Here is a 20,993-nt window from a genome sequence, read left to right on the forward strand (position 1 = left end):
CATTTGCTATAGCATTCGTATAGAAAAACAACGCTATATAGAGTGAACTTGAAAAACGAACAAAAGGGAAAAGGGATGGAGGGGAAGTTTGGAACTGTAGGAGCGAATGCGTCCGCCTTTGTCTGCGGATTTCCACAGCGAACAGCGGTACAAATCAAGAAATCTGCAGACAACAGCGGCCGGAAGTCCAAACATTCTCCGTAGTCCCGACGAAGTCCCTAATGTAAATATCTTAAGTTCACTCTATATAGTTATATTGGATTTGGAATCAGCAGCCTTCATTGCGGATCACAATAGCGGATTTTGGGCTTGACTGCACTTCGTGCAATAGAATGCTGATTATTTTGCCTCAAATCGAATTCTGCTGTATTTTGTGCAACTGATTTAAGGACTTGTAGTCAAAAGTAGCTTCTCCAGGGAATTCTAATGTACAGAATGCAATAGATTGATGTTTTTGACCGATTTATGAGTCATCTGCTGCAGAAACTGCAATAGAATGCGAGCGGACCGCCAGCATCTACCTCATATACAATACTCTCACTATGTCCAGTGAGATAACGAAGCCTCTCAGCCATCTGGGAGGCTTCCGCTGCATAACCCTGCTCACCTGACAGCCTTACTTATTCTTGCGCGTCGCTTAATATTGCTGTTCTGATTAGCAAATGCAGCACCTTGAGGATTTGTATGTAAGATTGCGTCGGTGTTAGAACTCCGTTTCACCCGTAGCAGCTTTCGACACCGGCAGGTTGTTTTCCAGCGCAAGCAGAAAGACTGCACGTCCCCGGTTCCTTGTATGCCCTAACAGCCGAAAGCCCGGATTTAGCTTGAGACTACCGGACCCGAACCTTGCACTTTTCCACTTTACCAGATTACGAATGCTAGCTTCCAGCCGGCGAGGCAAACCGTTTATTTCTCCCGCTTAAGGATTATTTAATAACTTCCCTTTTATAATCGCGGTAGAGCAAACAGAAAGGGGAACTAAACCTGTGTTTCTAAAAATCTTAAAAAAAGACCTGAAGCGCAAAAAAACAATGAATATCGTGTTGCTGGTGCTTATGATCCTGGCCTCGACTCTGGTGGCGAGCAGCACCAATCTGATGTACTCCACAACGACAGCCATTGACAGCTTCATCAGCAAGAGTAAGGTAGCGGACTACAACATCATAACCGCCAACACAGACGAGAACAACCGAAGTCTTCGTGCATGGGCTGAGTGTGAAAAAAGGGTCGCTTCCTATTACGCACAGCTGCACATCGGGGTATTGTCCAAGGACATTACTGTGCCCAGTAACCGAAAAAGTATATCCGGCAATATCGGACTGGTATTGTCAACTGTTCCTGAAGATGTGAATCTTGTATACGGTGAAAATGATGCACTGTTCAGTTTGCAGAATGGAGAAATCGGCTTGCCCATCAGCATCATGAATGCCACCGGACTTAAGCTTGGGGATCTGTTGAATGTTCAGGTAGGGGGAAACTCACATACGTTTACCATCGCCAAGATATTTAAGGATGCCTTTATGGGCTCTGACCTGTTTGGCCTCAAACGCCTGCTGATCTCTTCTCAGGACTTTACAGATCTTCAGAATGGACTGCCGCCAGAGTCATTAACTACACTATGGAGCTTAGTGGGATCTTCAAAAGGTGAAGGCGCAGCACTGGCCAAGGCTTTTTCCCAGCAGGATATCCCGTTGAATTTTGGGATTGAGAAGGAACTAGTGAAGAAATCCTACATGCCTGATCAGATTATTTCCGCAATGATGTTTGTGATCAGCCTGTTTCTGATTTTCATCGCCTTTCTGACCTTGAGGTTCACCATTGTTTCGACGCTGCAGGATAATTACAAAGAAATCGGAGTGATGAAGGCGATAGGCTTGCGGAACTCAGTGATCAAACGGCTGTATCTCATGAAATATTTAGGGCTATCCCTGGCAGGAGGCGCTGTTGGATGGGGATTCAGTATCCCGCTTTCAGAACTGATGTCCCGCAGAATCTCACAGTATGTCATCGTACCCGGCGGCAGCGCCGCTGTAGTGGTCTCCGTATTCAGCACGATCGCTATCGTCGCTATCACTCTGTTGTTTTGTACGCTCTGTATGCGCAAGATTAATAAAGCCTCGGCTATTGATGCAATCCGGCAGGGGCATACGGGCGAACGCTTCAAGGCTTCGCGGAAAATCCATCTGCATCGCAGCAAGCTGTTGCCTCCGGCGTTGTTTCTGGCACTGAGCGATGTACTGAACCGGATGAAGAGCTATTCGGCACTGATTCTTACATTTGTTTTGAGCACAGCGATCATTATTATTCCGATTAATCTTATGAATACGGTTATAACTCCAAAGTTCATTGGTTATTTTGGTACAGTTCAGGCTGACTTTTATTCCAAGAGCGAAGTAGTAGACAAAAAGGTATCGGAGATTCAGAGCGAGCTGGCCAGAGTAACCCGGGAATTCCGCGATCACAGCTTCCCTGTCACGCTATCGGTGGACTATTCTATCAACACGAAATATATATCAGATCATGGTGAGGACAACATGCGGATCACCGCCATGAAAAGCGAACCGGCTGCAGTCTTTCAGTATCTGGACGGGACCGCCCCGAAACTGGCAAATGAAATCGCGATCACCAGTATTATGGCTGACAGATTTGGTAAGCGCATCGGAGATTCAATCCTTTTTGAGATTGACGGTAAACGGGATACCTTTCTGATCACCGGATTATTTCAGACCATTACCAATGAAGGCTACATGGTGCGGTTGGGAGACGAGTACATTCCACTTCATGCAGCTGCTTATCAATTTGCTGGTAATATCAACGCACCTGAAAAGGATAAGGCAGAGATACTCTCAAATATGAAACAGCAGTTCAGTGCTCTCGATCTCAAAAGTGCAGCCGATCTGCTGGAGCATACTACAGGCGGATTCATGGGCCAGCTCCAAAGCATTATGACCCTACTTACGGTTATTGTCTGTTTGATTACTTTTTTCATTACCAGCTTGTTCGTTAGACTGCTCATTGCCAAGGAAGTACGGGGCATTGCCGTGATGAAGAGCCTCGGCTTCAAAAATGGAAAGATCCGGCTGTGGCAGATTCTGCGTATTTCAATTTTGCTGGTTGGCTCCATCATTATCGGCGTGCTGACGGCCAATATTTTGGGAGAAAGGCTGATTGGTATCATCTTCCGTATGTTCGGTCTGACCCGGATGAGCTTCAATATTGTGCCGCTCCAAGTCTACCTCTTATATCCGCTTTTGATCCTGCTGGTAGTAGTGGCGGCAGTATATTCAAGCTGTGGTCAAATTAAGAGAGTTCAAGTCTGGAATATGAATCAGGAATGAATTAGGAATGGGTTAGGATGGAGCAGGACAACTACGGGAGAGTATCCACAGCAAACATACAGGGAGGCTTATTAATATGATCGCAGTTTTAGAGGCAACAAACTTATGCAAGACTTATATCGTTAATAAAAGCCAGAATAATGTACTTAGAAATGTAAACTTAACTCTCCACGAAGGAGAATTCGTATCGGTCATGGGACCATCGGGCTCGGGCAAATCAACACTTTTGTATACGGTAAGCGGAATGGACCGTCTAACAGCGGGAGAGGTGGTTTTTGACCAAAAGAGTCTGTCAGGGCTATCGGAGAAGGAGGTATCTGATCTGCGGCTGCGCAAGATGGGGTTTATTTTTCAGCAAATGCATATGCTTGGCAACCTGTCGGTATATGATAATATTATTCTATCGGGTTATGAAGCCTTAAAAAGAAATGGAAATTCACGCAGCCGCAGTGACGTTAACCAGCAGGCTGACAAGCTCATGCGGAAGCTCGGCATTATTGAAACGGCAGGCCATGATATCACAGAGGTATCGGGCGGACAGCTGCAAAGAGCCTGCATCTGCCGGGCACTGATCAATGATCCCATCATGTTATTTGCCGATGAGCCTACAGGCGCCCTGAATTCCAAAGCTGCCCAAGAGGTACTTGCTGAGCTGTGCCGGATTAACCGGGAGGGAACAACAATTATGATGGTCACCCATGACATGAAAGTCGCTGCCCAGAGTGACAAAGTGCTCTACATGGTGGACGGTACAATCCAGGGGCAACATATTTTAGGGAAATATTCTGAAGGACAGGGATTGAAAGAACGGGAACAGAGCTTGACGAAATGGCTGATGGAGATGGGCTGGTAAGACAGCCGCAACGCTCAGTACCTCAGCTGTAGGACAGGCGACATTTGGCTGGGAGGAGATTAATATGACCGATGTTCTGATCATCGAAGATAATATGGAGCTTGCCGGACTCATCAGGGACTTCCTTCAGGTGGAGGGATACTCTGTGTTCACGACAGACAGTGGTGAAAAGGGGATGAAGTATCTGGCTGAGCATACGGCAAAATTGCTCCTGCTAGATATTATGCTGCCCGAACTGGATGGACTCGCAATTTGCAGGCTGGTGAGAGAGCAGCACAACCTGCCCATTCTGATCATGAGCGCCCGGCATGGAGACGATAACAAGATTATTGGCCTGGAGCTGGGCGCGGATGACTATCTGGAGAAGCCCTTTTCGGTCAATCTGCTAACCGCCAAGGTCAAGGCACTTCTGCGCCGCAGCTATGACATGAATGACGATAAACAACTGCTGGTTGATGGCGATATTATCATTAACCGCGCTTCTATGCAGGTCTATAAGAAGGACCAACCGCTAAGTGTCACCTCCAAGGAATATGAGCTGCTCGTTCTGCTGGTGAATAACAAGGACAAGGTGCTGCGCAAAGACTGGCTGTTTGACAAGGTGTGGGGTGCAGACAGCTTCAGCGAGCCTTCGACTCTAACCGTACATATCAATAAATTGCGCGAAAAAATTGAGAAAAACCCAAAGGAGCCGCAACGCATTGTCACCATCTGGGGGGTAGGCTATAAATATGAGGCGGTTTAATGCCTTGATTCTCTGGGTTGTGATCATAGGTTTTGCTTTGATCGCAGCCTGCACCGCTTATGCCGTCCAGCTTGGCCATTCGCAGACAGACCGGAAATACCGGGTGGAGATAAACCGTATCCTCCATCAGATAAGAGCAGGTGCAGCGCCGGGTGATATTGTGCTGAATACAGGCCAATCCGGCGCAGTCCACACTCTTGACTGGATAGGCGTTGAAGCTGTACCGGAGCAAATTGAACAGTTTTTTGAAGGTTCAGGGGTGGACAGCAGGGAAGAATTCATGATTCTCCCTGTCCATGAAGGGCGGAAGCTGTCTGGGTATCTGCGTTTTTCCTACCTGCCTGTAAAAGATACAACTTCAATCATTCTCGTCATGGATAGCATTCTTCTGCTGGTTTTGGCAGGGCTTGTTGCTCTGCTGCTCTATGTGAAGCTGCAGATCCTTAAGCCGTTCCATATCATTGAAGAGCTGCCTTATGCCTTATCCAAAGGACAGCTGAACACCGGCCTAAAGGAAAGCCGAAGCCGTTTTTTCGGCAAATTCATCTGGGGTCTGGATCTGCTTAGGGAGACCCTGGAATCGCAAAAGCAGATCAATATGAGTCTGGAAAAAGACAGGCAGACACTCGTAGCCTCGCTTTCACATGAGCTGAAAACACCCGTAGCTGCCATTAAGCTGTATTCCAGTGCACTGACCAGAGACATTTATGACAGCGACGATAAACGTAAGGCCTGTGCTGTACTAATTGGCCAGAAGGCTGAGCATATTGAAACGCTGATCGGAGACATCATTACGGCCTCTGTATCATCGCTTCAGAATATCGAAATTAAGAACAGGGAGTTTTACTTGGGAGAATGGCTCAAGCGGCTGCTGCTTTCCCATAAGGAACGGCTCGAATTGCTGAAAATTGATTGGACCATTGATGCCTATCCGGATAAGCTGCTGTTTGGAGACCCGGATAAACTGCTGGAGGTTATGGATAACCTCATCGAAAATGCGATCAAGTACGGGGACGGCGGCCAGATCCGCCTCTCCTTCCAGGAGGAGGATATGCGCCAACTCATAGTGGTTGAGAATACCGGCAACCCGTTGTCGGCGGCGGAACTGCCTTATATATTCACCAGCTTTTGGCGCGGATCGAATGCAGAAGGCAAAAAAGGGAACGGCCTGGGGCTGTATATCTGCAAGCAGCTGCTGCATAAGATGGACGGAGATATTTACGCTGAACCTGTTAAGCAGGGTATGAAGTTCGTGCTGGTGTTGAGGTACTGATTACCCGTCATTGTTGTGGTCCCCGCTCTTCCGGAAAGATTTCCTATGAAAATCAGTAATGCGGCGGAACAAAGCTTGTCCATCATCCGTAATGGCAACATCCCGGGTGAGCGGCATCACCATGGCCCGGTAAGGCTCGGGAATCCAGACGTATTGATGCACATACTCCGTGGCCCTGAAACCGCAGTGTTCCCAAAAATAGACCCGTGCCGCATCTTCTTGCGTATGACCTGCTTCGACTTCAATCAGAACCGCCTGAATGTCATGCTTCTGCACCGCCCAGTCGCGGATCAGCTCCAGAAACTGTCTGCCCAGGCCCTGGCCGCGCAGCCCGGCATCTACAGCCATATAGTCGATAATTAGCATCCGTTCCCCTGCGGGTCCGCTGAGCCCTGTAACGGCCATGGCCGCGAGTTTTCCGTCCTGGTATCCGGTATGCAGCCAGGCGATTTGTTTATCCAGCATGGCATGCAGAATGCCCACCGGTTTGGCGCCGTGCGGGAAAGCTTCCCGGTAGAGCGGCTCCATCGCGGCCCACAGCGCGTCATCCCACTTATCGTAAGTCTTGAATTCAAGTGTCATGTATGTCGCCTCCACGATCATCATAGCAGAGCGGATCTAACGAAGTAAAATCAAGACAGGCTCCGGTTTTGCAACTTTTCCCAGTACAAAGCGTCCAATTCCTTAGGACAATTTAAAGGAGACTCTGCGAATGAAAAAATGGAAGCAATCACTGGCCGTTTTTGCTGCAATTTGGTTTGCCTTAAGCGCCGGGACAGTACATGCCAGGGAAAACGGAATTGTATTAAACGACAAGCATACCGTGATGGGCAGCAGTCAGATCATTGTGGAAGGTGCGACATGGGTTCCGTTGAAGGAACTGGCTGATTCGATGGGCTATGCACTCTCCTGGAATCAGAAGACTGCAACCGCTCAGCTGGTGCGTCCGGGACGCGAAGTGACCTTTACAGCCAAATCCAAGAAGGTGAAAACAAATGATTCACTCGTAACCCTCGCCAAAGCCCCGAACATTCTCAAAGGGAAAGTGTACGTCCCCTTGGTATCTTCAGTCAGTATCCTGGGCGGCAAAACCTGGACGGACAAGAGCAGCGGCAACATCATGCTTGTGGATGAACCGCGGTTTACTTCGGCTGCCATCCAGAGCAGAATTTATTGGGTATCTCAAAAAAGCGGAGAAATCTTCCTGAGCGCTTCAGCAGGGAGCAAGCCGGAATCCATAGGGACCTTTCCACTGGGCGAAACGCCTTACTCTCTCTGGTTACAGATCAAAAATGCGGGGAACGGCAGCGATTTGCTGCTTTTGATAGACAAACACTATGCTATGTTCAATGACTTCAGCAATGGCTACCAGGCTCTAATCCGCAACGGTACAATTCTGAAGCAAATGGACTATCATTACATCATTGTCTCCTATCCGCATGCTGCGGAGATCCCGACAAAACAGCTGTATATGACAGACGGCAAAAACGTGCAGTATATTAATGCCGACGGCAGTCTTGGCAAGCTGTTTGAACTGGAGAAGAGTACAGGAAGATCAGGTGACTTTACGGTTGAGTATGCGGCTGAAGATATCGCGCTTGTCCGTAATCTGGAGCATACCGAGCTGTTTGCGGTCAATACCCGCTCAGGGGAAACCACGAATTTAAGCGAAAAGCTGATTAGCTCGGCTGACCGCAAGGACTGGGACACGGCAGATGGAAATGACCCGTTTGTGGTGACCAAAATGCTAGTGTTAAAGAAACGCGAAGGAAATGTGCTGACCTTCAACTATACAGGTATGATGGATGGAAAAGTGCATCAGGTGGTTTATACGATAAACAAATAATATCTTAATTGCACATGCTGCACCTTATAGGACTCTGATCCAAGCTTAGCCTGGATTAGAGTCCTTATTTGTGGCCGGCGTTTTGCCTTCGAACAAATTCCGCACAAAAAATACATATTTCAGCATCAGAGGTTAGCTTTTAGATAAACTATAATTAGATAACGGGTTTGGCATAATGAAAAACTATATTTTTTAAAAGGGTGGTACGCGCTTGAAAGTGGTGTATAGTCAAATCAAATGGTTGTGGGGAAAACTGCTGCCCCCAATGTTTTGCGTTGTGATTGCATATATTGTTTTATTGATACTTAGAATTTATGCTGCCTCTGTGTTCAGCCAGGATTACATAGGTTATGAAAAACAGCTGATAATATTAGCTTATATATTAGCAGCCTTAGCCATATGCTGGAGGGGCTTGGGAGGATTTCGGGGAGCAGGTTCAGGCATTAAAAATCCGCTGCAGGACCGTTTTTTTCTGCTCATGAATGGCGTTGCTGCAGCAGTAGTCATTGATCATCAAAGTAATGACCGGAATCAAGACTGGTCAGGACCCTTATTTTCGGATCTTTATGAGATAACATTTATAATCTGTTTATCTGTATTAGTTCTATTAGGGATAGCGCTGCTCTTTACAATCTACAGAAAATTCCGGCGTAAAGTGGATGATAATAATAGCAGTACCCAGCATGAACTGAATTTCAGAACAGAATCCTCTCTGGGTAAAGAGGGGCGGGATGCGCTGAACAGGGAAGTGTTTGCCGGACACGTTGCCGCAACAATTGAAAAGCATACGGCAAAAACAAATGAAGGCGCATTAACCATTGGTTTATACGGACCATGGGGTTCAGGAAAAACCTCAATTTTTGACCTGATGGAAAGGGAATTTGACAAAAGTAAGAGCAAGCCGGTTATTGTCCGTTTCCAGCCCTGGTTTTTCGGTAAGGATTATATGAATCTGATACCCGAATTTTTAAATAAGCTCATAGATTCTATTAAAGAGCATTCCAGAGCCTATGATGCCGGGCTGATCCGCGATCTGAAAGCTTACCGGAAATTCCTGACCCCAATCAGTCTGCGTCCGCCAGGATTAATCATTAACTTCAAGGATTTACCTGTTAATACCGAATTCAGCAAAGAATATATGGATGCCGAAGATATGCGGAAGCAAATTGTAGAACGGCTCAAGCTCGCTGATATCAAGCTTATCGTTTTTATCGATGATCTGGACCGGCTGGACAATAAGGAGATTCAAATGGTGTTCAAGCTCGTGCGGATGATCGCTGATTTCCCGAAGACCACTTATATAATTGCTATGGATGAGGAGATCGTTACAAATTCACTGGCACAGATGTATTCCAAAGACTTCGTCAGGGATGTAGGGAAAGAATATCTGGAAAAATTCATTCAAATTCCGCTCTACATACCTGCTTGTGATCCCGTGCTTCTGGCCAACCTGGGGTGGGAAATGCTCGAGCCCATTCTTAAAGCTGAGGAAATACTTGTTACCCCGATACAAGTCAAAGATATTCTAATGCAGATGGAAATTTCTCCGCGTAATTTGCAGCGCTTAAGTAATCTTTACCGGTTGTATTTGCCGTTGCTGCATAGAGATGTGTTTCCATTGGATCTGCTTAGTTTACTGTTGATTAAAGTGTCAAAACCCGGTTTGTTCGAATTCATTCTCAAGCACAGCGATTTTTTCCTTGGTAAGCTAAAGGAGGATAAGATGCGGACAGAATTGATGGATAAATTAAAAGCTGCCTATGCTCCCTATGTTGCGCCTCTAAAAAAAATGTTTCCATCCATAAATTATAAAGAAATCAAAACGGAGTGGATCATACAAAAGAGAATCGGTACACCTGAACACTTTTGGACTTATTTCATGTACTCTATGCCGTATCAGAAATTATCCGAAGCGGATATGGATTCTTTCTATTTAGCGCTGGAACAAGGGTTTTTGGAGGCTGAAAAACAGCAGTCCTATTTAGTAAACAAAACCTCTCCACATGAATTTCACAAGAAACTGGGAGAGAAAATAGATTTGTCTACAGACGGAAGGAGCCTGTTGCTGTTTGCATATTTACTTACAACATTCAATAAAGAGTATAACAAAGAGAGATCATATTCATACAGCTATGAACGGAAAACGATTATATCGCTGTTTGCCCGTTTGTATGGAAGCTCTGAAGAACAGTCTGCTCTCAAAATCCTGTTTAATGACAACGAAACAAATCTGTCCTTGCTGGGTATGATTTATGATCAGAAGGTTGGCGGAGAAGGATTGAAACAGCAGATAAAAAACTATTTATCTGTACATTTCAGCTATCCGGTTTTAATGGAGCATCATGAAGAGGATATTGAGCGGATTTTTACGGCTTGGTCGGATACTGCAGAGGAACACCAAAAACGTAAGATATTGAAGGCATGGTCTATGGAATATGGCGTTGGTGCAACTATAAGGTTTCTCATGATTGACCAGCCTTACGAGGATAAGGTCTTATTAAATTCTTATATAACCGTTCTTCAATATGTACCCATATTTGTCATAAGAGAAGAATTGGGGAAAATGGAGCCTATCACTTCACGCAAAATGATGAATGAGGAGTTCAAGAAGGATAGTGATCCTTACCTGATTATTCTTAATTATATGGATAACACTGTGTATGATTATGCTATAAAGGAGTTGACTGATATCTATAATAACAATGGGACACCAGAATATAGTTTTTCACAAGCAATTGAAGACCTATGCGAATTTGGAGATTCTGAGCGAATTAGGGACATCCGCAGTTTGCACACTCAAATACAATTACAAAATCATATTCAGGAAAACCAGATAGATCATTAGAACGGGAGGCTTATAAGACTGAAGCAGCCCCCCATACCCGTGGAGGTGGATAGCATTACTTTATGGAAAATATCACCATCGGACTGCTCGCGCATGTTGATGCCGGTAAAACAACTTTTGCCGAGCAGCTGCTGTATCATACACAGGCAATACGCAGCCGGGGCAGGGTGGACCATAAGGATACCTTTTTGGATACCCATGAAATTGAAAAAGCCCGCGGGATTACTGTATTTGCAGATCAGGCGGAGTTTATCCTTGGCGGCACGCGGTATTTTCTGCTGGATACTCCCGGACATGTCGATTTTTCACCGGAGATGGAACGCGCGCTGCAGGTGCTGGATTATGCTGTAGTGATTGTCAGCGCCGTCGAAGGTGTGGAAGGCCATACGGAAACCGTCTGGCAATTGCTGCGCAGTCACGGGATTCCGACCTTCTTTTTTATCAATAAAACGGACCGTACCGGTGCCGATCCACAGCGTGTGTTCGAGGAAATCCGCAGCGGGCTGAGCAGCAGCGCATGTCTGCTCCCGCAATCAGAAAGCGGTGAAATATCTGAGGAGTTGAAGGTTTTTCTGGCTGAACGCGAGGAACGGCTGCTGGACGCTTATCTGGATGGGTCATTGAACGATACCGGTTGGCGGGAAGCGATGCGGTCTATGGTCCGGGAAGGCACCATATTTCCGTGCATGGAGGGCTCTGCTTTGCAGGATGTGGGCATTGATGTTTTTCTGGACCGGCTGAAGTCTCTGACCATAACGGATTATGATGCCGGACTGCCTTTTGCAGGCAGAGTGTACAAAATCCGTCATGATGAGAAGGGGACCCGGGTTACCTATATCAAAGCGCTGCAGGGAGTTCTCAAGGTAAGGGAAGAGCTGAAATATGGAGCGTCAGAGGATGCGGAACCTGAGCGGATTACCGGCATCCGCAAAGTGAATGGCCTGAAATATGTCTCCGTGGATTGGGCAGCGGCGGGCGAGCTGTTTGCAGTCACCGGGCTGTCGGCCGTGAGGCCGGGAGACGGTGTCGGGGTTTTGCAGGACAGACGGGACAGTGAGCTGGTTTCAACGCTGAAGTCCAGGGTGCTGTTCGAGCCGCCTGTGCATCTGAAGGAGGTGCTGACGGCCTTTCAGCTGCTGGGAGCAGAAGATCCTTCTCTGAATGTCAGCTGGGATATGACGCTGCAGGAGCTGCATATTCAGGTGATGGGCCAGATCCAGCTAGAGATTCTGGAGCAGATCATGCGGGAACGGTTCAAGATTCCAGTGGCGTTTGGCCCGCCGGAGATTCTGTACAAGGAGACAATAGCCGCTCCGGTGTATGGCTGCGGACATTTTGAGCCGCTGAAGCACTATGCTGAGGTTCTGCTGCGTATTGAACCGGGTGAACGGGGCAGCGGCCTGGTATTCATCAACGAGTGCCACCCCGATGATCTTGCAGTGGGTTATCAGCACCAAGTCGGCCAAAATCTGCTGGAGAGCGGGCATCATGGATTGCTTACGGGTTCGCCGCTCACAGATCTGCGGATGACCCTGCTGAGCGGAAGAGCGCATAACAAGCATACGCATGGCGGTGATTTCCGGGAAGCGGCGCTCCGCGCCTTGCGCCAGGGGCTGGAGCAGGCTGAGAATATCCTGCTGGAGCCGGTCTATGACCTCAAAATCAGGATAGACACCGGTGACTTGGGGAAAGTAATGACAGACATCCAGCAGGCGAACGGCAGCTTCAGCCCCCCGGAGATCACCGGAACCAAAGCGGTGATCACCGGCAAGGTGCCGGTAGCCACTTTTTTGAATTACGCTGTCCGGCTGGCTGCACTGACACAAGGGAAAGGCTCACTCTCGCTTAAGGTTGCAGAGTACCAGCCCTGCCACCAGACGGAGTCAGTCATCGCACTCAAAAATTACAATAAGGATGCCGATCCGGCGTATCCCTCATCCTCTATCTTTTGCGCCAAAGGCCAGTCTTACTCCGTCCCTTGGGATGAAGCACAAGCGCACATGCACATCACTAACGATTTCGGACCCATAAGCTGATCTGCCGGGACATATGTCCTTTCCTAATCTCCGGATATGTTTTTTAATTAGGACCGGAAGAGAAGAGCTGAGGAGGATTACTGGAATGATGAACGGAATCATCGATAAAGTGGCCTGGATTGTAATCTCAGATGGAAGAGTGCTGGGTGCGCGTTCCAAAGGTAAAGATACTTATTATTTTCCCGGAGGAAAAAGAGAGTCCGGCGAGACGGATGTCCAGACGCTGATCCGGGAAGTCAAAGAAGAGCTGTCCGTGGACATCCTGTCCGGTACAGTCACACCTTTCGGCATCTTTGAAGCCGCCGCCCACGGCAAAGCGGAAGGCGTACAGGTGAAGATGGCCTGTTTTACAGCCGATTACACCGGAGAATTAACTCCGGCCTCGGAAATTGCCGAGATCGCTTGGCTTGCCTATGAAGACAGGGAGCGGGTGTCGGCTGTCAGCCGGATGATTTTTGACCAGCTCCATGAGCTGAAGCTGCTGGATTAACGTACATGTGCGGCAGCTCAGCGTATGATTCAAGCCCGTTGGAAGCCCTTTTGCGGCTTAAGACGGGCTTTCTGCCGTACCCTGATAATCCTCCTCGAGTACCGGTTACGATGCTCAGGACATATGTCCTACCGCAAATCCTGAATATGTCTTTTAATGAATACAGAGATTAAGACAGAGGAGAGAAGTCATGAAAGGGATTATTTTTGCTTTTATCGGCGGGGCCTGCATTACACTGCAAGGGGTGGCCAACGCCAGGATCAGCCAGGATATTGGCACCTGGCAGGCTGCAACCATTACCCAATTTACCGGATTCGTAATGGCGCTGATGATTCTGCTGTTCGTGCGGGATGCGAAGAAGCAGGGGTTTAAGCAGGTCAGCCCTTTATATCTGTTCGGCGGAGCGCTGGCCGCATTTGTTATTTTCAGCGAAGTTACCGCGATTCAGGGCATCGGTGTGACCCTTACCATTTCCGCACTGCTGATCGCCCAGCTCTGCCTGACCTTTCTGATTGATATCAAAGGGTGGTTCGGAGTTGTGAAGCAGAAGATGCGGCTGCCGCAGTTTATCGGGATCGGAATGATGGTTGCCGGTGTGGTGATTTTGAAATTATAAGGACGGGAGCGGGCCATGAAAGAAATTCAGGATTCTGAGCAGCTTCAGGCATACATTGCGGCACATTCCCTGGCAGCTATTTTCAATGAACAGCTTAGTGGTCATCTGCATCTCTTCAGCTTCGCACAAGGGGAGCATATCTGCTCCAAAGGGGATCCTTCCAGGTATCTATACGTCCTGGTCAAGGGGAAGCTGAAGATCTTCACCACCACGCCTGAAGGGAAAATGCTGATTATCTCCTTCAAAACACCGCTGGAGCTGATCGGTGATGTCGAATACATTCAAGGCACGGAAATGATTAATACGGTGGAGGCCGTATCCCCGGTGCATATGCTCGGCATAGAGTACCGCTGGCTCAACAAATACGGCAGGGATTATCCGCCGCTGCTGCATTTTATGCTGGAAATGATCACTCACAAGTTTTACCGTAAATCGAATTTCCTCAGCTTGAATCTGATGCATCCTGTAGAGGTGCGGCTTGCCAGTTATTTGTTATCTATCTCCTATGATGAATCCGATCCTAACTTTACCGGCCAGCTGAGTACGATCAACCTGACCGATACTGCCAATTTTATTGGAACGAGCTACAGGCATTTGAACCGGGTCATTCACAAGCTTACACAAAACGGCCTGATCGAACGGGGAAACGGACATCTTCTGGTGAAAGACAAGGCCGGGCTGGCCGCACTCGCGAGCCGCAACATTTATGAACCGAACGGAATGGAGTGAACTAGAAATGTTAATAGGATTAATATTGGCGCTGGCCGCCGGTTCCCTGGTAAGTTTGCAGAATATTTTCAACAGCAAGGTCAATGAGCATACGGGGTCATGGTCCACTACAACCTTGGTATTGGGCATGGGATTTATCGCTTCCCTGCTGATGGGGCTGCTTATGGAAGGCAAAAACATGTTCACCCTGCAGCATATGCAGCCCTGGTATTGGTTCAGCGGCATGATCGGCGTAGGTGTAGTCATCTGTCTGGTGCAGGCCACCCGGCTGCTTGGGCCTACTTATGCGATTTCTATCGTGCTTACCTCACAGCTTGGGTTTGCCCTTCTATGGGATTCACTGGGCTGGCTGGGCCTGACCAAGGTGCCTTTTTCCTTCAATCAGCTTATCGGAGTACTCATCATTGTTGGAGGGATTCTGGTGTTCAAGTTAGGAGGAGCGCGTGAGCCTGAAAGTGATTCCTCAACAGGCAAGCGGCAGCAGGCGTTGAATTTGAAGTGAGCGAAAGCCTTCTACGGCATCTGAAAGAAGCAGTGTAAAAAAACGCGCATCCGTATGAGGACGGGTACGCGCTTTTTTTTGCTTCAGATGGACAAGCCTGACTCAGACGGCGTTTTGCTGCCGAGCAGTGCGCTTCTCCATTTCATATAGACTGCCCAGGCGTCACCGTTATCCAGCAAATGCTTGCAGGTATAGACACCTTCTTCAATCGAATTGACTATTCCGGCCAGATGCAGGCGGGCAGCCCCATTAAGCAGCACTTGATTGTAAAAGGCGATATGTCCGCCTCCTTGCAGCACAGCTTCCGCTGCCGACACTTGCAGCCGGGGAGTCCAGTCCATTTCCGGCACCGGCGTTTCCAAGCCCAGCAGTTCCGGATCAATAATGTCCAGGTGGGCTGTTCCATCGGCAACGTAATACACCCGGTTCGGGCGGTCGATATAGAGATCCTCGGAGCCTTCCGCTCCTTGTACGACCAGTCCTTTGCGGTAGCCAAGCTTGAGAATCATTCTGGAAATGCGGTCAAAGACTGTATTGTGATAGATTCCAAATACAATGTAGGGAGAGCAGGCGTAATCAATGAACTTTTCTACCGTATTAAAGATCGTCCGCATGCCAAGATCCTCACGAAGATGGCGGAGGGTCGCAAGAGGCGGACACCACGCTTCCGAGTGGGCGTACAGCACACCGCTTTTGCCAGCAGATTCCACCACTTCAGCCCGGCTGAGCGCAGTCACCTCAATCCCCGATTCCTGAATAATATCCTGCAGGGTGATCCCCCATTTCGGCGGTAATGAGGCTGACCCGTGGAGGGTGACAGGCAGACCGGCCGCAGCGCATAAGAAGGAAGCCGGGAATGTTGCGGCAAAAGACTTCTTCCGGCCATCATAAGGCCCGGCGCAGTCCAGCCCCTGCTGTACCGGTTCACGGTGGGCGTATTTGCGGCAGACAGACACAAAGGCCTCCAGCTCTTCAATGCTCTCCAGCTTGATCCGCTCTGCAATCAAAAAGGCACCGATTTGCACGGGGGAAGCAGTCAGACCCAGAATCGCCTCCGCTGCGGATTCCGCTTCCTGGTAGCTTAAATCACGGGCCCCCCGTTTGCCCCGGGCGACTTCTTTTAGAATATTAATCATATCGGATTCTCCTTAAGTTTGATCCTGCAGCAGTTGATACACCTTGACTATAGAAGTAGCTACATCAACCATCCGCTTGCGTTCATTCATGGCTTGCTTGCGAAGAAGGTCATAGGCTTCGGATTCGCTGATATTTTTGGCTTTGGAGAGGATGCCTTTGGCCATATCGATCCATTTGCGCTCTTCAATCCGTGACAACAGCTGCTCCCGCTCCTTCAGCCACTGCTGGCGCTCGAAGCATTGCCTGGCACTGAAATGAAGAATCCAGTGAATCTCCTGAGGCTGCATGGAAGGGGACAAAATTCCGTCCACCATAATATCATCCCCGCAGGCAGCAACCGACAAGTCAGCCGTTGAAGATGTGCACCACCATAGAATGGGGGCGGTTTTGCACTGCATCAGCGCTGCCCGCCAGGAGTTGATCTCTGTAACGGGCAGATTGAGGATGGAGGCATCCGCATCACCGATCATCAGCTTTGCCTCCTCTGGAGAAGCTGCCGCCGTGACCACATAACCACAGGAACGAAGCAGGGAATCCGGTCCTGTTGATGAACGCTCTTCTGTGACGTTCTCTGTTTTGTTATTCTGAATAATCAACAGGGAATGCATAGTTTGACGCTCCTTTTTACTTCGTAGTCATCGGGTGGGGAAGAATTACCTCTTAGATAAGAATGTTGATGTAATATTATATAACACATATCACGTGATTTTGTCGATAAATTAAAATTATAAAATTTTATGTGTTAACAATATTGACGTAATTGGAATTCCTGTAGTATAGTCGGGTTAAGAATTTCAACAAGTCTACGAATACAACGGTGTATTCGCTTGAAGCGGCAATGGCGCCTGCTTTCACTTTATGCAACGGGAGATGTTTGTTTCCGTGGAGAGTGAAGCGGGCTTTTTCTGTTGTCCACATGGAGAGGAGAGAGACAGATGACAGACATTCGCAAGAAACTCGTATTGGTGGGCAACGGGATGGCCGGGGTGAGGGCTATCGAGCATTTATTGAAGCTGTCCCCGGAGGCATATGAGATTACCATCTTCGGCTCAGAGCCGCATCCCAATTACAACCGGATTATGCTGTCCTCTGTTCTGGCAGGCGGCTCCAGCATGGAGGAGATCATTATCAATGATCTGGAGTGGTACCACAGCCATGGCATCCGGTTATATATGGGGCACACGATTACTTCCATTGATACTGCTAAGCGTAAAGTATACTCCGATAAAGGAATAGTAATGCCCTATGATGAGCTGATTCTGGCGACAGGCTCCAATCCGTTCATGCTGCCGCTCCCGGGAGCCGAGAAGGAAGGGGTCATTGCTTTCCGCGATATCAAGGACTGCCAGATCATGCAGGAAACCTCACAAAGCTACCGCAAAGCCGTGGTGATCGGCGGCGGGCTTCTGGGTCTGGAGGCGGCCAGAGGGCTGCTGCATCTCGGAATGGAGGTTTCCGTTGTACACATCCATCCCTATATCATGGAGCGCCAGCTGGATGAACCGGCATCCGTGATGCTCCGCAAAGAGCTGGAAGAGCAGGGAATGAAGTTTCTGCTGAACAAGCAGTCTGAAGCTATCCTCGGCAAAAAAAGAGTGAAAGGCCTGTTGTTCGCAGACGGGGAAATCGCCGATGCGGATCTGATCGTTATGGCTGTCGGCATCAAACCCAATGTGGAGCTGGCGCAGAAAAGCGGAGTCCAGACGAACCGGGGCATCGTGGTTAATGATTATATGGAAACCAATATTCCGGGAATCTATGCAGTGGGTGAATGCGCGGAGCACAGGGGGATTGCTTATGGGCTTGTGGCTCCGCTGTATGAACAAGGCGCTGTTCTTGCCAAAAGACTGGCCGGGGTTCCTACGGATGGCTACCCGGGTTCCGTAACTTCAACCAAGCTGAAGGTGTCCGGTGTCGACGTATTTTCAGCAGGCCAATTCACAGAGCGGACCGGCACCAGAGCCCTCCGGTACCAGGATGAGATCGAAGGAATCTATAAGAAATTGGTGATTCAGGATGACCAATTGGTCGGCGCCGTTTTATTCGGGGATACCGGAGATGGTGCCCAGCTCTTCTCCATGATCAAAAATGGCGAAAACATAAAAGGAAAAGAAAAGGAGCTGCTGCTCGGCGTATCCTCTGATGCACTGGCTTCCCCCAAAGGCAACCGGCTCGAAGGAATGGCCGATGACGAGATCATCTGCGGCTGCAACGGGGTATCCAAAGGTACCATTGCCGAAGCAATCCAGTCCGGCGGCTGTACGAGTGTCGGCCAGATCAAAGCCTGCACTAAGGCCTCCGCATCCTGCGGCGGCTGCAAACCGCTGGTGGAAGGACTCCTGCAGCTTTACGCCGGAGATAATGTAGTGACAGTGAAGGAAGGCATCTGCGGCTGCACCACACTGGGACGGGACGAAATTGTCGCAGAAATCAAGCGTATGGAGCTGAAGACCGTTAAGGAAGTCATGAACGTCCTGGAATGGAATACGGAAGAAGGCTGTGCCAAATGCCGTCCTTCTCTGAATTACTATTTGGGGATGCTGTGGCCTGAAGAATATATCGATGAAAAAGAATCCCGGATCACCAATGAGCGCTATCATGCCAATATTCAGAAAGACGGAACCTACTCCGTTGTTCCACGGATATACGGCGGTGTAACCTCACCTGCTGAACTTATGAAGATTGCCGAGGTTGCCGCCAAATTCGAAGTTCCGCTGGTGAAGTTCACCGGAGGGCAGCGGCTGGATCTTCTCGGTGTCAAAAAAGAAGACTTGCCCAAAATGTGGGAAGAGCTGGATATGCCTTCAGGCCACGCCTACGGCAAGACGCTTCGTACAGTCAAAACCTGCGTCGGCTCGACCTTCTGCCGGTTCGGCACCCAGGATGCCATGGGTATGGGAATCCGGCTGGAGAAAGCATTCGAGCGGCTGAATACACCAGGTAAGGTAAAGCTTGCGGTATCCGGCTGCCCGCGTAATTGCGCGGAAGCAACGATTAAGGATTTTGGCGTGGTCGCCATAGACGGCGGCTGGGAGCTGCACATCGGAGGCAACGGCGGCGTGCATGTGCGGGCCACGGATCTGCTCGGTGTGGTCAAAACCGATGATGAGGTCATCGAGTGGGCCAGTGCATTCCTGCAATATTACCGCGAACAGGCCGGCTGGAATGAGCGGACCGCGCAGTGGGTGGAGCGGGTTGGACTGGACAGTATCAAGGAAGTGCTGGAGGTACGGGAGAACCGGCTTGCCCTTCAGGAGAGAATCCACACTGCGCTTAGTGTGACAACCGACCCATGGAAGCAGATTGTAAATGAGCCGGAGCTGCGTAAAAATTTCGAGCAGTTGTCCGAAATGAAGACGGTATAGGAGGGGAACCTGATGGAAATGACCAAAATGCTGGTGGGCAAGGTGACAGATATTGATATTAAGGGCTCCCGTATCGTCAGGGTAGGTGACCATGAGATTGCACTGTTCCGCCTGTCGGATGGAGAGGTGCTGGCGGTTGAGAACAAGTGCCCGCATAAAGGCGGAGCCTTGTCGGAGGGAATGGTCTGTGGCTCAAAGGTGCATTGCCCGCTCCACGATTGGCGTATTGATCTGCACACCGGTGTGGTCCAGGAACCGGATCATGGCCATGTAGTTACGTATGAGGTCGAAGTGGACCAGAGCAACGGTTCAATCTATCTGACGGAGAGAAGCCTATGATCCGAGGGAGTGTGTCGATTGTCGGAGCAGGACCAGGCGACCCGGAGCTGCTTACCGTCAAAGCCGTACGGAGGATTCAGACAGCTGACGTGATCCTCTATGACCGGCTGGTGAATGAAGAAATTCTGGGCTGCGGGAAACCGGAGGCACTGAGAATCTACTGCGGCAAAGCTCCCGGCCGTCATTCCATGCCGCAGGAAGCCATCGAAAAGCTTATGATTAAATATGCAGCCGCCGGAAATCAAGTGGTCCGGCTGAAGGGAGGCGATCCCTATGTGTTCGGGCGGGGCGGGGAAGAAGCGCTGGCGGTCGCGGCCGCCGGCATTGCTTATGAGGTTATTCCGGGCATCACCTCAGCCATCGGTGCGGCGGCTTCGGCCGGAATTCCGCTGACGCACCGCGGGCTGGCGGCCTCTTTTGCCATTGTGACCGGCAGCCGCTGCCATGATCATGCTTCACCCGTGCACTGGGAAGGGCTTGTCCACAGTGTGGATACGCTGATCATATATATGGGGGTCAGCACATTGCCTGAAATCCGTGAGCAGCTATTGAAGTATGGGAAGAACCCTGCGACACCCGCTGCCCTGATCGAGAACGGAACGACGGTCCGGGAACGCACGGTAACGGGAACACTGGGTAATATTGATAAGCTGGCGGCCGCGATGAAGATCAGCAATCCAGCCATCATCATTATCGGGGAGTCTGTTACCGTAAGAGATCAGCTGCTAAGTATGGAAAAAGCGGCGCGTTCCCAGATCGGCTAGCGGCCGCTGGCGGTTGTATGAGTGTCATAATTAAAGTGATTGCAATCACAGGAGTTGCGGGTAGAATAGGACTATACTACTTTGCACAGGTTCCGCTACGTACTTTTACTGATCA

17 protein-coding genes are annotated in these 20,993 nt (G+C 49.2%); 14 read left to right on the forward strand and 3 right to left on the reverse strand.

Annotation, left to right across the window (positions count from 1 at the left end):
• Positions 1-986 precede the first annotated feature (986 nt).
• The 4 genes from JI735_RS24415 to JI735_RS24430 all read left to right on the forward strand — a co-directional run bounded on the left by JI735_RS24415 (position 987) and on the right by JI735_RS24430 (position 6,209).
• The gene (locus tag JI735_RS24415) at positions 987-3,338 is read left to right on the forward strand and encodes an ABC transporter permease (protein WP_039837328.1); all 2,352 of its coding nucleotides are present in this window, start codon (positions 987-989) and stop codon (positions 3,336-3,338) included.
• A gap of 76 nt (positions 3,339-3,414) precedes the next feature.
• Positions 3,415-4,191, forward strand: a complete 777-nt coding sequence (locus JI735_RS24420; protein WP_202676530.1) for an ABC transporter ATP-binding protein — start codon at positions 3,415-3,417, stop codon at positions 4,189-4,191.
• A 64-nt stretch (positions 4,192-4,255) separates the two neighbouring features.
• A complete protein-coding gene (locus JI735_RS24425; protein WP_039837326.1) occupies positions 4,256-4,936 on the forward strand; it encodes a response regulator transcription factor in 681 nt (226 codons plus the stop codon).
• Positions 4,923-6,209 carry a sensor histidine kinase gene (locus tag JI735_RS24430; protein WP_051052058.1) on the forward strand — a complete coding sequence of 429 codons (1,287 nt, stop codon included), beginning with the start codon at positions 4,923-4,925 and terminating at the stop codon, positions 6,207-6,209. Before JI735_RS24425 ends, JI735_RS24430 begins: the two co-directional genes overlap by 14 nt.
• Here JI735_RS24430 and JI735_RS24435 read toward each other — a convergent pair whose 3' ends face one another.
• On the reverse strand, positions 6,210-6,791 hold the full coding sequence (locus JI735_RS24435; protein WP_039837323.1) for a GNAT family N-acetyltransferase: 582 nt from the start codon (positions 6,789-6,791) through the stop codon (positions 6,210-6,212).
• A gap of 130 nt (positions 6,792-6,921) precedes the next feature.
• Here JI735_RS24435 and JI735_RS24440 point away from each other — a divergent pair, with 130 nt between their 5' ends.
• From JI735_RS24440 to JI735_RS24470, 7 genes are all read left to right on the forward strand, one after another.
• Positions 6,922-8,055: a copper amine oxidase N-terminal domain-containing protein gene (locus JI735_RS24440; RefSeq protein ID WP_051052057.1), complete on the forward strand. Its 1,134-nt coding sequence runs from the start codon at positions 6,922-6,924 to the stop codon at positions 8,053-8,055.
• 217 nt (positions 8,056-8,272) lie between these two features.
• Positions 8,273-10,900, forward strand: a complete 2,628-nt coding sequence (locus JI735_RS24445) for a KAP family P-loop NTPase fold protein (protein WP_233476514.1) — start codon at positions 8,273-8,275, stop codon at positions 10,898-10,900.
• Positions 10,901-10,962: 62 nt separating this feature from the next.
• Entirely contained in the window at positions 10,963-12,936 is a 1,974-nt protein-coding gene (locus JI735_RS24450; RefSeq protein WP_039837319.1) for a GTP-binding protein, read from the forward strand.
• Between the two features lie 88 nt (positions 12,937-13,024).
• The gene (locus tag JI735_RS24455; protein WP_039837340.1) at positions 13,025-13,426 is read left to right on the forward strand and encodes an NUDIX hydrolase; all 402 of its coding nucleotides are present in this window, start codon (positions 13,025-13,027) and stop codon (positions 13,424-13,426) included.
• Between the two features lie 190 nt (positions 13,427-13,616).
• On the forward strand, positions 13,617-14,042 hold the full coding sequence (locus tag JI735_RS24460; protein ID WP_039837317.1) for a DMT family transporter: 426 nt from the start codon (positions 13,617-13,619) through the stop codon (positions 14,040-14,042).
• Between the two features lie 15 nt (positions 14,043-14,057).
• Entirely contained in the window at positions 14,058-14,771 is a 714-nt protein-coding gene (locus JI735_RS24465; RefSeq protein WP_039837314.1) for a Crp/Fnr family transcriptional regulator, read from the forward strand.
• 7 nt (positions 14,772-14,778) lie between these two features.
• Complete coding sequence (locus JI735_RS24470) at positions 14,779-15,273, forward strand: DMT family transporter (protein ID WP_039837312.1); 495 nt, start codon at positions 14,779-14,781, stop codon at positions 15,271-15,273.
• 83 nt (positions 15,274-15,356) lie between these two features.
• Here JI735_RS24470 and JI735_RS24475 read toward each other — a convergent pair whose 3' ends face one another.
• Both JI735_RS24475 and JI735_RS24480 read right to left on the reverse strand, forming a co-directional pair.
• On the reverse strand, positions 15,357-16,409 hold the full coding sequence (locus JI735_RS24475; RefSeq protein ID WP_039837309.1) for an anthranilate phosphoribosyltransferase: 1,053 nt from the start codon (positions 16,407-16,409) through the stop codon (positions 15,357-15,359).
• 12 nt (positions 16,410-16,421) lie between these two features.
• Positions 16,422-17,018 carry an ANTAR domain-containing response regulator gene (locus tag JI735_RS24480; protein WP_039837307.1) on the reverse strand — a complete coding sequence of 199 codons (597 nt, stop codon included), beginning with the start codon at positions 17,016-17,018 and terminating at the stop codon, positions 16,422-16,424.
• A 327-nt stretch (positions 17,019-17,345) separates the two neighbouring features.
• Here JI735_RS24480 and nirB point away from each other — a divergent pair, with 327 nt between their 5' ends.
• The 3 genes from nirB to cobA are packed head-to-tail and all read left to right on the forward strand — an operon-like array spanning position 17,346 to position 20,878.
• Entirely contained in the window at positions 17,346-19,775 is a 2,430-nt protein-coding gene (nirB, locus tag JI735_RS24485) for a nitrite reductase large subunit NirB (RefSeq protein ID WP_039837304.1), read from the forward strand.
• 18 nt (positions 19,776-19,793) lie between these two features.
• The gene (nirD, locus tag JI735_RS24490) at positions 19,794-20,114 is read left to right on the forward strand and encodes a nitrite reductase small subunit NirD (protein ID WP_039837339.1); all 321 of its coding nucleotides are present in this window, start codon (positions 19,794-19,796) and stop codon (positions 20,112-20,114) included.
• Entirely contained in the window at positions 20,111-20,878 is a 768-nt protein-coding gene (gene cobA / locus JI735_RS24495) for a uroporphyrinogen-III C-methyltransferase (protein ID WP_202676531.1), read from the forward strand. The genes nirD and cobA overlap by 4 nt, the downstream gene beginning before the upstream one ends.
• Positions 20,879-20,993 lie beyond the last annotated feature (115 nt).

This window comes from Paenibacillus sonchi (assembly GCF_016772475.1).
GTDB lineage: Bacteria > Bacillota > Bacilli > Paenibacillales > Paenibacillaceae > Paenibacillus_AQ > Paenibacillus_AQ sonchi.

What these genes read in the sequence shown, in the direction of transcription:
- JI735_RS24420 (WP_202676530.1), top strand. Translation starts at nt 3,415, where the DNA reads ATGATCGCAGTTTTAGAGGCAACAAACTTATGCAAGACTTATATCGTT.
- JI735_RS24425 (WP_039837326.1), top strand. Translation starts at nt 4,256, where the DNA reads ATGACCGATGTTCTGATCATCGAAGATAATATGGAGCTTGCCGGACTC.
- JI735_RS24430 (WP_051052058.1), top strand. Translation starts at nt 4,923, where the DNA reads ATGAGGCGGTTTAATGCCTTGATTCTCTGGGTTGTGATCATAGGTTTT.
- JI735_RS24435 (WP_039837323.1), bottom strand. Translation starts at nt 6,791, where the DNA reads ATGACACTTGAATTCAAGACTTACGATAAGTGGGATGACGCGCTGTGG.
- JI735_RS24440 (WP_051052057.1), top strand. Translation starts at nt 6,922, where the DNA reads ATGAAAAAATGGAAGCAATCACTGGCCGTTTTTGCTGCAATTTGGTTT.
- JI735_RS24450 (WP_039837319.1), top strand. Translation starts at nt 10,963, where the DNA reads ATGGAAAATATCACCATCGGACTGCTCGCGCATGTTGATGCCGGTAAA.
- JI735_RS24455 (WP_039837340.1), top strand. Translation starts at nt 13,025, where the DNA reads ATGAACGGAATCATCGATAAAGTGGCCTGGATTGTAATCTCAGATGGA.
- JI735_RS24460 (WP_039837317.1), top strand. Translation starts at nt 13,617, where the DNA reads ATGAAAGGGATTATTTTTGCTTTTATCGGCGGGGCCTGCATTACACTG.
- JI735_RS24465 (WP_039837314.1), top strand. Translation starts at nt 14,058, where the DNA reads ATGAAAGAAATTCAGGATTCTGAGCAGCTTCAGGCATACATTGCGGCA.
- JI735_RS24470 (WP_039837312.1), top strand. Translation starts at nt 14,779, where the DNA reads ATGTTAATAGGATTAATATTGGCGCTGGCCGCCGGTTCCCTGGTAAGT.
- JI735_RS24475 (WP_039837309.1), bottom strand. Translation starts at nt 16,409, where the DNA reads ATGATTAATATTCTAAAAGAAGTCGCCCGGGGCAAACGGGGGGCCCGT.
- JI735_RS24480 (WP_039837307.1), bottom strand. Translation starts at nt 17,018, where the DNA reads ATGCATTCCCTGTTGATTATTCAGAATAACAAAACAGAGAACGTCACA.
- nirB (WP_039837304.1), top strand. Translation starts at nt 17,346, where the DNA reads ATGACAGACATTCGCAAGAAACTCGTATTGGTGGGCAACGGGATGGCC.
- nirD (WP_039837339.1), top strand. Translation starts at nt 19,794, where the DNA reads ATGACCAAAATGCTGGTGGGCAAGGTGACAGATATTGATATTAAGGGC.
- cobA (WP_202676531.1), top strand. Translation starts at nt 20,111, where the DNA reads ATGATCCGAGGGAGTGTGTCGATTGTCGGAGCAGGACCAGGCGACCCG.